Source organism: Streptococcus oralis (genome assembly GCF_006175905.1).
In the GTDB taxonomy this organism is placed as follows: Bacteria; Bacillota; Bacilli; order Lactobacillales; family Streptococcaceae; genus Streptococcus; species Streptococcus oralis_BG.
Genome location: NZ_SSNB01000003.1, coordinates 97,015 through 111,366, shown reverse-complemented (window position 1 = coordinate 111,366; position 14,352 = coordinate 97,015). Strand labels below are relative to the sequence as shown.

The 14,352-nt window shown below is 40.0% G+C and carries 14 protein-coding genes; 10 read left to right on the top strand and 4 right to left on the bottom strand.

The genetic code is table 11. The features are described from left to right. Positions 1–72 precede the first annotated feature (72 nt). Genes E7Y33_RS06340 through ftsY form a run of 3 tightly spaced genes read left to right on the top strand, consistent with a single transcriptional unit; the run spans position 73 to position 2,975 of the window. Positions 73–864, top strand: coding sequence for a Cof-type HAD-IIB family hydrolase (locus E7Y33_RS06340; RefSeq protein WP_139689981.1), 792 nt, complete (start codon positions 73–75; stop codon positions 862–864). Continuing rightward, a complete protein-coding gene (locus E7Y33_RS06335) occupies positions 864–1,682 on the top strand; it encodes a Cof-type HAD-IIB family hydrolase (protein ID WP_139689980.1) in 819 nt (272 codons plus the stop codon). The genes E7Y33_RS06340 and E7Y33_RS06335 overlap by 1 nt, the downstream gene beginning before the upstream one ends. Positions 1,683–1,685: 3 nt before the next feature. After that, complete coding sequence (ftsY, locus tag E7Y33_RS06330) at positions 1,686–2,975, top strand: signal recognition particle-docking protein FtsY (protein WP_000522276.1); 1,290 nt, start codon at positions 1,686–1,688, stop codon at positions 2,973–2,975. A gap of 44 nt (positions 2,976–3,019) precedes the next feature. On the opposite strand, the gene zwf is transcribed toward ftsY, so the two are convergent. The 3 genes from zwf to E7Y33_RS06315 all read right to left on the bottom strand — a co-directional run bounded on the left by zwf (position 3,020) and on the right by E7Y33_RS06315 (position 7,562). After that, the gene (gene zwf, locus E7Y33_RS06325) at positions 3,020–4,507 is read right to left on the bottom strand and encodes a glucose-6-phosphate dehydrogenase (protein ID WP_139689979.1); all 1,488 of its coding nucleotides are present in this window, start codon (positions 4,505–4,507) and stop codon (positions 3,020–3,022) included. A gap of 149 nt (positions 4,508–4,656) precedes the next feature. Further along, positions 4,657–5,397 (bottom strand): amino acid ABC transporter ATP-binding protein, encoded by a 741-nt coding sequence (locus E7Y33_RS06320; RefSeq protein WP_001096337.1) that lies wholly within the window; start codon positions 5,395–5,397, stop codon positions 4,657–4,659. Then, on the bottom strand, positions 5,397–7,562 hold the full coding sequence (locus E7Y33_RS06315; RefSeq protein ID WP_000726962.1) for an ABC transporter substrate-binding protein/permease: 2,166 nt from the start codon (positions 7,560–7,562) through the stop codon (positions 5,397–5,399). Before E7Y33_RS06315 ends, E7Y33_RS06320 begins: the two co-directional genes overlap by 1 nt. A gap of 180 nt (positions 7,563–7,742) precedes the next feature. Here E7Y33_RS06315 and uvrB point away from each other — a divergent pair, with 180 nt between their 5' ends. The 7 genes from uvrB to E7Y33_RS06275 all read left to right on the top strand — a co-directional run bounded on the left by uvrB (position 7,743) and on the right by E7Y33_RS06275 (position 13,829). Beyond that, positions 7,743–9,731 carry an excinuclease ABC subunit UvrB gene (gene uvrB, locus E7Y33_RS06310; RefSeq protein ID WP_084921826.1) on the top strand — a complete coding sequence of 663 codons (1,989 nt, stop codon included), beginning with the start codon at positions 7,743–7,745 and terminating at the stop codon, positions 9,729–9,731. A gap of 14 nt (positions 9,732–9,745) precedes the next feature. Next, the gene (locus E7Y33_RS06305) at positions 9,746–10,372 is read left to right on the top strand and encodes an NAD(P)H-dependent oxidoreductase (protein WP_084921827.1); all 627 of its coding nucleotides are present in this window, start codon (positions 9,746–9,748) and stop codon (positions 10,370–10,372) included. 40 nt (positions 10,373–10,412) lie between these two features. Beyond that, a complete protein-coding gene (locus E7Y33_RS06300) occupies positions 10,413–11,291 on the top strand; it encodes a hypothetical protein (protein ID WP_139689978.1) in 879 nt (292 codons plus the stop codon). A 72-nt stretch (positions 11,292–11,363) separates the two neighbouring features. Further along, a complete protein-coding gene (locus E7Y33_RS09470) occupies positions 11,364–11,867 on the top strand; it encodes a hypothetical protein (protein ID WP_139689977.1) in 504 nt (167 codons plus the stop codon). 495 nt (positions 11,868–12,362) lie between these two features. Next, a complete protein-coding gene (locus E7Y33_RS06285) occupies positions 12,363–12,920 on the top strand; it encodes a hypothetical protein (RefSeq protein ID WP_125388890.1) in 558 nt (185 codons plus the stop codon). Next, complete coding sequence (locus E7Y33_RS06280; RefSeq protein ID WP_049490656.1) at positions 12,898–13,338, top strand: hypothetical protein; 441 nt, start codon at positions 12,898–12,900, stop codon at positions 13,336–13,338. The genes E7Y33_RS06285 and E7Y33_RS06280 overlap by 23 nt, the downstream gene beginning before the upstream one ends. Before the next feature lie 23 nt (positions 13,339–13,361). Beyond that, on the top strand, positions 13,362–13,829 hold the full coding sequence (locus tag E7Y33_RS06275; protein WP_084849724.1) for an 8-oxo-dGTP diphosphatase: 468 nt from the start codon (positions 13,362–13,364) through the stop codon (positions 13,827–13,829). On the opposite strand, the gene E7Y33_RS06270 is transcribed toward E7Y33_RS06275, so the two are convergent. Beyond that, complete coding sequence (locus tag E7Y33_RS06270; RefSeq protein WP_000159158.1) at positions 13,826–14,341, bottom strand: transcription repressor NadR; 516 nt, start codon at positions 14,339–14,341, stop codon at positions 13,826–13,828. The two genes, E7Y33_RS06275 and E7Y33_RS06270, sit on opposite strands and share 4 nt — an antisense overlap. Between the last annotated feature and the right edge of the window lie 11 nt (positions 14,342–14,352).

Genomic DNA, 14,352 nt, shown 5'->3' with positions numbered 1-14,352 from the left:
GTACTGGACCTTTTTAAACTTATCTATGGTATAATAGAAGATAGATTTATCAATTGGAGAATGAAGGATTTTATGATTAAACTTGTAGCAACCGATATGGATGGTACCTTTCTAGATGGTGAGGGTCGGTTTGATATGGAACGCCTCAAAAACTTACTCGTTTCTTACAAGGAAAAGGGGATTTATTTTGCTGTGGCTTCGGGTCGTGGTATCTTGTCCCTTAAAAAGCTATTTGCGGATGTGCGTGATGAAGTGATTTTTATTGCTGAAAATGGGAGTTATGTTGAGTTTCATGGAGAGAATATGTACGAGGCTACGATGTCTCGGGACTTTTACTTGAGCACTTTTGAAGCCTTAAAGAAATCGCCCTATTTTGATGAAAGAAAAATGCTACTGACTGGGAAAAAAGCTTGTTATGTTTTGGACACAGTGGATGAGACCTATCTCATGTTTAGCCGTCACTACAATGAAAACATTCAAAAAGTAGCGAGTTTGGAAGATATCACAGATGAGATTTTTAAATTTACTACTAACTTTACTGAAGAAACGATAGAAGTTGGTGAGGCATGGGTTAATGAAAACGTTTCTGGTGTGAAAGCCATGACCACAGGTTTTGAATCTATCGACATTGTCTTGGACTACGTTGATAAGGGTGTGGCTATTGTTGAGCTGACAAAAAAACTGGGGCTTAGCATGGATCAGGTCATGGCGTTTGGAGATAATCTCAATGACCTTCACATGATGCAGGTCGTCGGGCACCCAATCGCTCCTGAAAATGCGCGACCAGAGATTTTAGAATTAGCAGAGACAGTGATTGGCCACCATAAGGACCAATCAGTGATGACTTATATGGAGGGATTATAGTGGCAGATATTAAATTGATTGCACTTGATTTGGATGGCACCTTGCTGACAACGGATAAAAAACTGACAGATCGTACCAAGGAGGTCCTCAAAGCTGCGCGTGACCGTGGCATCAAGGTCGTTCTGACAACAGGTCGTCCTTTGAAGGCTATGGATTTCTTTCTCCATGAGCTAGGGACTGATGGTCAGGAGGACGAGTACACCATCACCTTTAATGGTGGTCTAGTGCAAAAAAACACAGGAGAGATTCTCGATAAAACCGTCTTTTCAATCGACGATGTAGCACGATTGTACGAGGAAACTGAAAAACTCGGACTTCCGTTAGATGCTATTTCAGAAGGAACAGTCTATCAAATCCAGTCAGACCAAGAAAGTCTCTATGCTAAGTTTAATCCAGCTCTGACTTTCGTGCCAGTCGCTTTTGAGGATCTATCTAGTCAGATGACGTATAATAAATGCGTGACTGCCTTTGCCCAAGAACCCTTGGATGCAGCCATTCAACAGATTTCTCCAGAATTATTTGACCAATATGAAATCTTTAAATCGCGTGAACTCTTATTGGAATGGTCACCGAAAAACGTCCACAAGGCAACAGGTTTAGCGAAATTAATTAAACACTTAGGAATCAATCAAAGTCAAGTCATGGCTTGTGGGGACGAGGCCAATGACCTTTCCATGATTGAATGGGCAGGTCTGGGAGTTGCCATGCAAAATGCAGTTCCAGCGGTTAAGGCAGTTGCCAATGTGATTACCCCAATGACCAACGACGAGGAAGCCGTTGCCTGGGCTATCGAAGAATACGTGCTAAAGGAGAACTAAAATATGGGATTATTTGACCGTCTATTCGGGAAAAAAGAAGAGCCGAAAATCGAAGATATTGTTAAAGAAGCTCTGGAAAATCTTGATTTGTCAGAAGAGGTTGAAGAAAACCAAACGGCTATCGAAGAACCAAATCAGGAAGAGGCAGGAAGGGACAAAGTGGAAGCAACTCTTGCTCAAGAAGAACTTCCTCAGGTCTTGACAGAAGGAGTGATTGAACCAGAAACAGTTGAGGAAACGGTTCAAGAAGAGGTTGATGAGACAGAGCAAGGCCAAGAGCCTGAAGAAGTTTTAGAAGAAGAGAGCCAAGAAACTGAGGAAGAACTAGCGTCAGAAGTAGTAGAAGAAGAACTTCCTCAGGTTGAAGAAACCGTGCAGGAAAAATATGACCGCAGTCTAAAGAAAACCCGTACGGGATTCGGAGCTCGTTTGAATGCTTTTTTTGCCAACTTCCGTTCTGTCGATGAAGAATTCTTCGAAGAATTGGAAGAACTGCTCATCTTGAGCGACGTCGGTGTGCAAGTCGCTTCAAACTTAACAGAAGAACTACGTTATGAAGCCAAACTCGAAAATGCTAAGAAGCCTGATGCGCTCCGTCGTGTCATTATCGAGAAATTGGTCGAGCTCTACGAAAAGGATGGCAACTACGATGAACAAATCCATTTCCAAGATGGCTTGACAGTCATGCTCTTTGTTGGAGTGAATGGTGTTGGGAAAACAACTTCTATCGGGAAATTAGCTCATCGCTACAAACAAGCTGGCAAGAAAGTCATGTTGGTTGCGGCAGATACCTTCCGTGCGGGAGCTGTGGCCCAGCTAGCTGAATGGGGCCGTCGTGTTGATGTTCCTGTTGTGACGGGCCCTGAAAAAGCTGATCCAGCAAGTGTGGTCTTTGATGGGATGGAACGTGCTGTAGCAGAAGGAATTGATATTCTCATGATTGATACAGCAGGTCGTCTGCAAAACAAGGATAACCTTATGGCCGAGTTGGAAAAGATTGGTCGTATTATCAAACGTGTCGTTCCAGAGGCACCTCATGAAACCTTCCTTGCCCTTGATGCTTCAACTGGACAGAATGCCTTGGTACAAGCTAAGGAATTTTCTAAGATAACTCCATTGACAGGAATTGTTTTGACAAAAATTGATGGAACTGCCCGAGGTGGTGTTGTTCTGGCTATCCGCGAAGAACTCAATATCCCTGTGAAATTAATTGGTTTCGGTGAAAAAATCGATGATATCGGAGAATTTAACTCAGAAAACTTTATGAAGGGTCTCTTAGAAGGCTTGATTTAATACAAAATAAATATCCTGCAAGATTGACTTGCAGGATATTTTTGCTATTCTAAACGGCCATCTTCACGATAGGCGATATCTGGTTGCCAGGTCCATTTAGCTCCATACTTCTCAAGTAAGTCAAAGCTAGCTTGTGGCCCCATGCTTCCAGCTTTATAATCGTAGAGTGGAGCTCCGTTTTCATCCCAGAGCTTTTCGATACGGTCAATCAATTTCCACGAAGCACTTACCTCATCCCAGTGGCTAAAATTGGTTGAGTTGTTGTTCAAAACATCGTAGATTAATTTCTCGTATGGGTCTGGTGAGGCTCCAGTAGCAGTAGCATCTGTACGGTAATCCAGAGAGCTTGGTGCCAGGTTAAATTCTTCACCGACTTGCTTACCATTGAGGCTAAGAGAGAATCCTTCAGTTGGTTGGATATAGATGGTCAAGATATTTGGGGCCAATGGTTCTCCAAAGATAGAGTCCATTTGCTTAAAGACGATATTGACATGAGTTCCTTTTTCAGTCAGACGTTTACCAGTACGGAAGAAGAAGGGAACACCACGGAAACGGTCGCTATCTACAAAGAAGGCGCCAGATGCAAAGGTTTCTGTTGTAGATTCTGGGTCGACATTTGGCTCGCTACGATAGGAAATGTATTTCATGCCATCGATTTTACCAGAGCGATATTGACCACGGATAAACTGTTTTTTCAATTCTTCCTCAGTTGGATGATAGAGATTTTTAAAGACCTTTATCTTTTCAGCACGAATCTCATCTTTTGTAAAGCTAGCTGGTTTGTCCATGGCTAGAAGAGAGAGGAGTTGGAGTGTATGGTTTTGCACCATATCACGAAGGGCACCAGATTGATCATAGTAGCCACCACGTTCTTCAACACCCAAGCGTTCCGCAAAGGTAATTTGAATATTATCGATGTGTTCGCGGTTCCAAACATTCTCAAAGATCATGTTGGCAAAACGCACAGCAAAGATACTCTGAATCATCTCTTTACCTAGGTAATGGTCGATACGGTAGATTTGCTCCTCATCAAAGGCCGCAAGAAGATCTTCATTGAGTTTGCTTGCTGTTTCGTAGTCTGTACCAAATGGTTTCTCAACGATCAAGCGCTCAAAACCTTTGCCATCAACAATGTTTTCAGATTTGAGGTGCTTGGCAATGGTTCCAAAGAACTGAGGTGCCATAGACAAGAAGAAGAGCTTGTTGTGATCAGCTTGGTATTTTTCGTTAAGTTCAGCTTGTAATTGGCGCAAAGCAATATAATGTTCCGTATCATTCACATCATGGCTTTGATAGTAGAAGTGGCTAGCAAATTCCTGAGCTTGCTCGGTACTATCTGCCAAATCAAGGATAGACTCGACAACTACAGATTCAAAATATTCCTTACTCCAAGGTCTACGAGCTGTTCCGATAACAGCAAAATGCTCAGAGAGATTGCCTGATTTATAGAGTCTGAAAAGGGAAGGGTAGAGTTTGCGTTTAGCTAAATCTCCACTCGCACCGAAAATTGTAACAATAACCTTTGATGACATCTAGCTACCTAATTTCTATATTTTTTCCTAGTTGGACTAGGGATGAGATTTCCTCATTATCATAGTTTTTATTTTATCATAATTTTCAAAAAAAACAAAAAATCCAATACGCAATTAAAAAACTGTAAGGAGAACCTTACAGTTTTGTTTTATACATTTAGGACCTTATCCAAGAACTCTTTTAGACGAGGGTGTTGCGGGTTGTCGAAGATTTGATCTGGAGTTCCATCTTCCAGGAATTCACCATCAGCCGTAAAGATAACACGGTTGGCTACCTGACGAGCAAATCCCATCTCATGGGTTACGATAATCATGGTCATGCCTTGTTCCGCCAATTCCTTCATAACATTCAGTACATCTCCAACCATCTCAGGGTCCAGAGCGGAAGTTGGCTCATCAAAGAGCATGATATCAGGATTCATGGCAAGTCCACGAGCGATAGCTACACGCTGTTTCTGACCACCTGAAAGGCTATCTGGGTTGGCATTAGCTTTATCTGCTAGTCCTACCTTTTCAAGCAACTCCATCCCCAATTTTTCAGCTTCTTCTTTGGTCATCCGTTTGTGTTCAATAGGTGCAAAAGTGATATTTTCTAGGACGGACATGTGAGGGAAGAGGTTGAAATGTTGGAAGACCATTCCCACGTTTTCACGAACATGGTCGACATTGGTTGATTTTTCAGTCAAATCATAACCATTTACTGTGATGTGGCCACTCGTTACCTCCTCGAGAAGGTTAAGGCTACGGAGGAAAGTGGATTTACCAGAACCAGAAGGACCGATGATACAGACAACATCTCCTTCATAGAACTTAGTCGTAATGCCTTTTAAAACTTCGTTTTTTCCATAATACTTATGCAAATCATTTACATCAATTTTTAGTTTTGCCATTAACGAATCCTCTTTTCTAAGCGTTTCGCTAGTCTAGTCAAAAGCGTGATAATTACAAGATAGAAGATAGCAAGGATTGCATACATCTTGAAACTTTGGTAGTTACGGGCGATGATAATCTTACCAGTTTGGAAAAGTTCCACCAGACCGATAGCAGATACGATGGTTGTATCTTTAAGAGCGATAACGAATTGGTTGACAAAGTTTGGCAACATCAATTTAGTCGCTTGTGGCAAGATTATCTTACGCATGGTTTTTCCATAAGAGATACCAAGACTGCGACTGGCTTCCATTTGCCCAACTGGAACAGCTTGAATCCCACCACGAACGATTTCAGCGATATAAGCTGCCGCATTGAGTGAGAGGGCGATAGTACCAGCTACAAAGTCATTGATTGGACTTTGTTGGCCTGTAATCGACTCGATGAAGTTTGGAATACCCCAGAAGATGAAGGCTGCAAGAATCATCAATGGGATACCACGGATAACGTCAACGAAAATCTCAGAAATCAGACGAAGAGATTTGTATGGGCTAACGCTAAACATACCAAAGATAATACCGATGACAATGGCAATTGCAAATGAAATAAGTGCTAAGGCAAGAGTGATTCCAAGTCCACTAAGAAGTTGTTTGTAGTTGTTTTGAAGCAAGCCCCAGATAGTTGTTTCGTCAACCGTACTTGTAGAGTCAGTTGAAGTTTCGCTAGCTAGATACTTGTCAAGAATCTTTTGGAATTCTCCGTTAGCTTTGAGGTTAGCAAGTCCATTATTGAACATCTGGATCAATTCAGGGTTTGTTCCTTTTTTAACCGCAAAGGCTGTTTCACCGATTGGAGTTCCAGCGATTGGTGTTTTCAATTTTTGACCTTGGCTGATAGAATATTTGAGAACTGGCTCATCATCCATCACAGCATCAATAGCTCCAGTATTCAGACTGTCATACATTGAAGCGCCATCTGCAAAGGTTTTAATCTTATAACCGTATTTGTTTTGATTCTCAGTAAGGAACGTTTGAGAAGCAGTTCCGTTTTTAACACCGACAGTTTTATCCTTGAGGTCTTCATAAGAAGCAATCGTGCTTGATTCTTTCACACCGAGAATCGTATTTGCTGTGTAGTATGATTCTGAGAAGTCGAAGGTTTCCTTACGGGCATCTGTTACAGACATACCAGCAATGATACCATCTGCTTGTCCTGCTTGAACAGCACTAATGGCTGCGTCAAATCCTGGGTTGGTAATCTCAATTTCAAAACCTTGATCTTTGGCAATAGCCTTGATGAGGTCCATATCAATACCGGTATATTGATTGCTTGAATTTTGAAAGACGAATGGGGCGAAAGATGAGTCGCTGGCAATAATGTACTTGCTTTTCACTGGAGTAGCTTTTTGTCCAGCAGCAGTAGTTGTCGTTGGGCTTGCCGTAGTTGTAGAAGCTGTCCATTTTTGGATGATTTGCTCCAAGCTACCATCCTTCTTCATTTGTGCTAGGGCTTCATTAAACTCGGTAACCAAGTGTTCATACTTGCTCCCTTTCTTGACACCAAAAGCAAAGCTTCCAACAGCCTCACCATCCATATTGATGCTGAGATCTTGTCCTTGGTTAATCGCATACTCAATAACAGGTTTATCATCCATGATGGCATTTACAGCACCAGCACTTAGACTGTTATTCATCAAATCACCTGTATCAAAGGTTTTGATAGAGAAACCGTATTTATCTTTGATACTTTCGAGGAAACGTTGAGCGGCAGTTCCGTTCTTAACTCCAACTGTTTTCCCGCTAAGTTCCTCATATTTGGTGATTTTATTTGCCTTTGTGGTAGCAATGACAACTTTTGTATCATAATAGGTATCAGACATGGTAAAGACATTTTCGCGTTCTTTTGTTTTTGTCATACCTGCCATAATAGCATCTGCTTGACCTGACTGCACCGCATTTACAGCTGCATCAAAGCCAGGATAAGACATTTGGATGTTCCATCCTTTGATCTCTGCGACTTTATTGATAATATCAACATCAATCCCTTTATAGGTTTGATCTGAATCTTTAAACTCAAAAGGTGCGTAAGCTGTATCAGACACAATCTTAACAGTATCAGCTTTTGCCATACCTAGTGAGAAAATGGGAAATAAAATGAGCAAACATGCTAGTATTTTTTTCTTCATTTTTAGTCTCCTTTTCCGAATATTTTCCCATTATATCAGAAAATGAATGAAAAGGCAAATTTTATGAATTTTATGTAAGAAAATATAACATAGAATCCTTGCTCTTATCAACTTAGAGAAGAGTCTGAAAAGTAAATTTATGGTAAAATAGAAGGATAGAAAAATGCAGATGAGGCAATCATGATAAATCGAATTACAGATAATAAATTTAAACTAGTATCAAAATATGAACCTTCAGGAGATCAACCCCAAGCGATTGAGCAGTTGGTTGACAATATTGAGGGTGGAGAAAAGGCCCAAATTTTGATGGGGGCGACGGGTACAGGGAAGACCTACACCATGAGTCAGGTCATTTCCAAAGTCAATAAACCAACTTTGGTCATTGCTCATAACAAGACGCTTGCTGGTCAGCTCTATGGAGAATTCAAGGAATTTTTCCCTGAAAATGCAGTTGAGTACTTTGTGTCTTACTATGATTATTACCAACCTGAGGCCTATGTACCTTCTAGCGATACCTATATTGAAAAGGACAGTTCTGTTAACGACGAGATTGACAAACTCCGCCACTCAGCGACTTCAGCCCTTCTGGAGCGTAATGATGTCATTGTCGTAGCTTCTGTCTCTTGTATTTATGGTTTAGGTTCGCCCAAGGAATACGCTGATAGTGTCGTGAGTTTGCGTCCAGGTCTTGAGATTTCTCGTGATAAACTCTTGAATGACTTGGTCGATATTCAGTTTGAACGTAACGATATTGATTTCCAACGGGGAAGATTTCGTGTGCGTGGGGATGTGGTAGAGATTTTCCCAGCTTCCCGAGATGAGCACGCTTTTCGAGTGGAGTTTTTCGGTGATGAGATTGACCGTATCCGTGAGGTTGAGGCTTTGACAGGTCAAGTATTGGGAGAAGTGGATCATTTAGCGATTTTCCCAGCCACTCACTTTGTGACCAATGACGACCATATGGAGGTTGCGATTGCTAAGATTCAGGCAGAGTTAGAAGAGCAGTTAGCTGTCTTTGAGAAGGAAGGTAAACTGCTAGAAGCCCAGCGTTTGAAACAGCGAACAGAGTATGATATTGAGATGTTGCGTGAGATGGGCTATACCAACGGTGTTGAAAACTACTCACGCCACATGGATGGTCGAAGCGAAGGCGAGCCTCCTTATACGCTTCTTGACTTCTTCCCAGATGATTTCTTGATTATGATTGATGAAAGTCACATGACCATGGGGCAAATCAAAGGCATGTACAATGGTGACCGTTCTCGTAAGGAAATGTTGGTCAATTATGGTTTCCGTTTGCCGTCTGCCTTGGACAATCGTCCTTTACGTCGCGAAGAGTTTGAAAGCCATGTGCATCAGATTGTTTACGTTTCAGCGACACCAGGTGACTATGAAAATGCACAGACCGAGACTGTGATTGAGCAAATCATTCGACCGACAGGTCTCTTGGACCCTGAGGTAGAAGTGCGTCCGACTATGGGACAGATTGATGACCTTTTGGGTGAAATCAATGCCCGTGTTGAAAAGAACGAACGAACCTTTATCACAACTTTGACCAAGAAAATGGCAGAGGATTTAACCGACTACTTCAAAGAAATGGGCATCAAAGTCAAGTATATGCACTCGGATATCAAGACCTTGGAACGGACGGAGATTATCCGTGACCTACGCTTGGGTGTATTTGATGTCTTAGTCGGAATCAATCTCCTCCGTGAAGGGATTGATGTTCCTGAGGTGAGTCTCGTAGCTATTCTTGATGCTGACAAGGAAGGCTTCCTTCGTAATGAACGTGGACTCATCCAGACTATTGGTCGTGCTGCTCGTAACAGCGAAGGGCATGTGATTATGTATGCTGACACAGTTACCCAGTCTATGCAACGTGCTATTGATGAGACGGCCCGCCGTCGGAAAATCCAGATGGCTTATAATGAAGAACATGGTATTGTGCCTCAGACAATCAAGAAAGAAATCCGTGATCTGATTGCTGTAACTAAGGCAGTTGCTAAAGAAGAGGACAAGGAAGTCGATATCAACAGCCTCAACAAACAAGAACGCAAAGAACTCGTCAAGAAACTAGAGAAACAAATGCAAGAAGCCGTCGAAGTGCTTGACTTTGAACTTGCTGCCCAAATTCGAGATATGATGTTGGAAGTCAAGGCGTTGGATTAAATAGGAGAAAACGAATGAAAATTTTAGTCATCAATGGACATCCTGACAAGGGAAGTTTCTGTCAAGAAATTTTTCGAACGATTGTAGAAAATATTGACTCAAATCATCATGAGCTTGAATCTATTAACCTAAATGAGATAGATTTTGATCCTGTGTTACGTTATGGTTATCGAAAACGGATGGAAGAGGACTCCTTCATACTTCGCTCTCAGGAATTAATCCAGTGGGCAGATCATTTCATTTTTGTTTATCCAATTTGGTGGAGTAGTATGCCTAGTTTATTGAAGGGTTGGATCGATCGTGTTTTCACGCCAGGAATTGCTTACTCTGCCAATAATAAAGGAAGTTTTATTTGGAACTACTTAAGAGGTCAGCAGTTTAAAAAGTTACTAAAAGGAAAAACAGCCAGTATTTACGCGACATCAATGGCACCAACATGGTGGTACAAAGTATTTTCAGGTTCTATCAATATTCCAGACAGTTATGGAATATCAGTATTAAAGAATGCTGTCCTGAATCATTGTGGAATCAAAACAAAGAAAGTTTCAATTTTAGGCGAGTTAGGGCGTGAGGTGAATACAAATTCTACAAGGCAAAAATATCTGCAAAAAGTAGCTGAGGAAGTCAAGGTGTTGGGGTAGTGAAATAAATTTAAATATGTTTATCTAGGAGAATGAAGTAATGAAAAAAGCGTTAGTGTTGAATTTCAGTTTTATCGCAATTATCCTCTCAGCCTGTTTTATAAGTTTTGTAGTCATTTTATTAGTTACATTTCATAATACTCATAATACTTTTTCAGGACCATCTAAATCTGAAATTGAGAGTGTAACAAGAAGCACCTTAAAGTTATATGGTTTTGAAGGAGATGTAAAGGTTACTAAATATTCTAGATACAGGTGGCCTTCTGTAGAGTATGAAATTGAATACGATTATAGTGAAGAAGTTAATGGTAGGAAAGTCACTGTTAGTGATAGTTTGATATTTGATCCTAAATCTTCCAGTACTTCTAAAAAAACGTATGAAGCACTGGCATACGATGGAACTATTGAAACGATGTTACATCAATTTTCACATATAGCAGATCAGTTACTCAACCAGGATCCTGTCAGTGTTTCTAACAAAGAAAAGGTAGAGAGTTTTTTCAAGCAATATGAAAATCCCAATTTGGAATTCGTGAATAGTTACTGGAGTGTCGATACTGAATCTGACAATATCCAAGACTATTATGCCCTCATCGAAAAGAATCATAAGGAAGGAAAAGCTTTTCAAGGTTTATATGACCTCCCTATTGATGAATTTCTGGAAAAAGGAATTATTAAAGGAAGTGTTAGCTATAAAGATACTGTTTTAGAAGAGGGTGAGAAAGATTATTTCGATAGTGAAGGCGGACTGACAGGATTTATTTCAAATGGGATAGATAATGCCGAGTTGCCAGATGCCTTTTATGAGGTTTCTTACTACTATGGTGCTAAAGGATATCGTTCAGGTAGTGGTGTTTCTTTAAAGATTCAGAATCATAAACTGATAAGTTACGAAAAGAACAGAATTAGGAAATTTTAAATCTTAAAATTTAACTTTGAATCTATACCACCTATACGTTTTAGCAGATATTTTAAATGGAAAGAAGTTATTATGAAATTGAAAGAGACGAAGTATAAGAAGTCATCATGGTTAGATTCAGTACGTTTTTGGTTACAAGGGCATCGATTTATCAAATTTATGTTTGATATTGTCTTTTATATCATCTTGTTCCTAGTTATAGAATTTACAACATCACAGAACAAAAGCATTCCAGCTGATTTTCGGTACAGAGAGCTCTTATTTCCCTTGCAATTGAATCTTTTTATCTTGGGTAATAGGTTCTATGCTCTCTTTTTGTCAGTGAAAACTGAAAAAGAAAGGACCCTTAAAAGATTTTGTGAACCTTTCATTTATATCAATATCCTTAGCTTCATTTTTCAACTGATTGGCGTGAGAAAAAGAGGAAGAGTTGTTCTGTCACCGTTGTTTTCGCTGGAGTCATCCTATATCTGGTTTCCTATTGTCGTCTATCTTCTAGTCTTGATGTTAACTTTGGCAATTTTCTTTCTCTCTAAAGGTTCAAAAAAAGGAGTAGATGAAAATGAAGATGAGTAGGCAAATGAAGTACAAGACAAAAGAAAAGCCTTCTTGGACCAAGAGGATTTTTCTTTGGATGGAAAGGCACAGAAGGATTGGTCAACTTTTGGATACGAGTGTATTATTTGGATCTATGTTTGTATCATTTCTTGCCGCCTCTTACATTAGTTACCAATTACCGAACATAAACTATCTTTCCCCATTAAGTTTCAATCTTATCCTTCTGATCTTATCAACCTATTTCCTTGTCTTTCGTTTTAGTAGTGATAAACTTCAGAAATGGCGTTACTTTTCATGGGGATTTATTGGGTTCAATGGTCTTCTTTTTCCCTTTCATCTCTTGGTAGGTCTGAATTGGCTAGGACGTCGTAAGTCAACGAATTTCCCTCCCATAATTTCTATGGATCCAGCATATATCTGGGTCCCTATTGTAAGTTATCTCTTTTTCTTTTTCTTGGGGCTGGGCATTCTGCTTTTGATTATACGGATAGAAAAGAGAAGAAGGAGGCGTAAATGGAGCGAAAGATTAAGAAACAAAAGAAGGTCAAACAACAGAATAGACAAATTAGAAAAATCCAGAAAAAGTATTCTTTGATAGCTCACGTCCAATTGTGGCTGGAAAGACATTCAAAGATTGCTTCTGTTATGGATGGTGGCATAATATTATTTTCTATTTTTGCTATCATGTATGTGTTGTTCGGGACGTCACTTATCCCGAAATCATATCAAGAAATGTCCTATGTCTTGCCAATTATTATGAATTTTGTCTTTTTGGTTCACACATTCTATCAAGGTATTTTTAGAGATGGTTTTAGCAATAAGGCTTCAGTACAAGGATTTTTAAAAACTTTTCTATTCATAAACGGACCTATTTTTCTCCTCCACTTAATTGTTGGGGTGAAAGGGAGAAATGTTAAAAAAATTCCTTCCCTATTATCTATCGATTATCGCTACATCTGGCTTCCAATTACTACCTATCTAATCTTTTTCATCATTCCAGCGATATTGATGGTGGTTTTAAAATATAATGATAAAAAAAGGAAAAATCATGACAAAAGAAAATCTAAGTAAGTTAATTTCGTTTAAGACACTCTATTTGGCTTTGCTAGCTTTTGTGATCCTTCATTTGATCTTGTTGGTTTTTGGCCTATCTTTTACGCCGATTTTGTGGAATAGTTGGTTTTTCGTTCTTTGTTTAGCCTTCTTAATCCATCCATGGAGAATCTTTTATAGAATAAGAGATTTTCAATGGTACCACCTTATTTTTCAATTATTTAGTGGATTGGTGGCACTTTATCTTTGGTTTGGAGCATTTTTTGCTTTGTCAATTATCTCGGATCCAGCTATTCCCATTAATATAGACTATCACATACAAGATAAAGAAATCATCATTGTTAGAGGTTTTTTGGCCCGTAGTACTTATGAACATCACGAGTTGATTAATCCATTCATCATGAAATCTGATATTAAGTTCGAAAAAGGCATATAACAACTTAGAAAGCGAGAAAATCCATGTCCCGTGCGCAAGCAACCATTTTAACTAACATCTGTCTAATCGAAGATCTAGAAAATAAGCGAGTAGTCATGCAATACCGCTCTCCTAAAAATAATCGCTGGTCTGGCTATGCCTTTCCAGGAGGACATGTTGAGAATGGCGAGTCCTTTGCCGAGTCTGTCATTCGTGAGATTTATGAAGAAACCGGTCTAACGATTCAGAATCCCCAACTGGTTGGTATTAAAAATTGGCCCTTAGATACAGGTGGGCGCTACATCGTCGTTTGCTATAAGGCGACAGAGTTTACTGGGAATCTCCAATCTTCAGATGAAGGAGAAGTATCTTGGGTACAAAAAGACCAGATTCCAAATTTGGATCTGGCCTATGATATGTTGCCTCTGATGGAAATGATGGAAGCACCTGACAAGTCTGAGTTCTTCTATCGCCACCGTACAGAGGACGGCTGGGAGAAAGAAATTTTCTAGTCTTTTACCAAATAACCTAACTGATCCAAGGCCTCCTCGATATAGTGGAGGTCTTGTTGTGTTTCTGCTTCAACAAGGTGGTAATGGATGCCGTCTGTCAATTCAGAAAGGGGTCTAAAGTCTGAATTCTCGACTTGTTCCAGAAAGTGCTGGACATCTCGGCGGCAAGTGAGTTTGAGTAGGGTTTCAATTTCGCCATAAACGGGATGATCGATTAAGATATTCTGAACGCGTCCGCCATTATCTACAATAGCTAGAAGTTCCTGACCGATTTCTTCCAGTTCATGTTTCACTTTAAAGAGTTTGTGAACGTAGGGGCTGGCATCATTTTCTTTGTAGATATAACCACGATTAGTGGATAGGATAGGAGCTCCATCTGCTCGGAGAATAGCGATGTCCTGTACAATGACTTGGCGCGTAACATGGAAGTGTTCAGCCAAAGTTTGACCATTGAGAGCTTTTGGTGCCTCTTTTAACAGTTTGAGAAGAGCTTGTTTGCGATCCTTTGTCATAGTTTTTCCTT

What these genes read in the sequence shown, in the direction of transcription:
- E7Y33_RS06340 (WP_139689981.1), top strand. Translation starts at nt 73, where the DNA reads ATGATTAAACTTGTAGCAACCGATATGGATGGTACCTTTCTAGATGGT.
- ftsY (WP_000522276.1), top strand. Translation starts at nt 1,686, where the DNA reads ATGGGATTATTTGACCGTCTATTCGGGAAAAAAGAAGAGCCGAAAATC.
- zwf (WP_139689979.1), bottom strand. Translation starts at nt 4,507, where the DNA reads ATGTCATCAAAGGTTATTGTTACAATTTTCGGTGCGAGTGGAGATTTA.
- E7Y33_RS06320 (WP_001096337.1), bottom strand. Translation starts at nt 5,397, where the DNA reads ATGGCAAAACTAAAAATTGATGTAAATGATTTGCATAAGTATTATGGA.
- E7Y33_RS06315 (WP_000726962.1), bottom strand. Translation starts at nt 7,562, where the DNA reads ATGAAGAAAAAAATACTAGCATGTTTGCTCATTTTATTTCCCATTTTC.
- uvrB (WP_084921826.1), top strand. Translation starts at nt 7,743, where the DNA reads ATGATAAATCGAATTACAGATAATAAATTTAAACTAGTATCAAAATAT.
- E7Y33_RS06305 (WP_084921827.1), top strand. Translation starts at nt 9,746, where the DNA reads ATGAAAATTTTAGTCATCAATGGACATCCTGACAAGGGAAGTTTCTGT.
- E7Y33_RS06300 (WP_139689978.1), top strand. Translation starts at nt 10,413, where the DNA reads ATGAAAAAAGCGTTAGTGTTGAATTTCAGTTTTATCGCAATTATCCTC.
- E7Y33_RS09470 (WP_139689977.1), top strand. Translation starts at nt 11,364, where the DNA reads ATGAAATTGAAAGAGACGAAGTATAAGAAGTCATCATGGTTAGATTCA.
- E7Y33_RS06285 (WP_125388890.1), top strand. Translation starts at nt 12,363, where the DNA reads ATGGAGCGAAAGATTAAGAAACAAAAGAAGGTCAAACAACAGAATAGA.
- E7Y33_RS06280 (WP_049490656.1), top strand. Translation starts at nt 12,898, where the DNA reads ATGACAAAAGAAAATCTAAGTAAGTTAATTTCGTTTAAGACACTCTAT.
- E7Y33_RS06275 (WP_084849724.1), top strand. Translation starts at nt 13,362, where the DNA reads ATGTCCCGTGCGCAAGCAACCATTTTAACTAACATCTGTCTAATCGAA.
- E7Y33_RS06270 (WP_000159158.1), bottom strand. Translation starts at nt 14,341, where the DNA reads ATGACAAAGGATCGCAAACAAGCTCTTCTCAAACTGTTAAAAGAGGCA.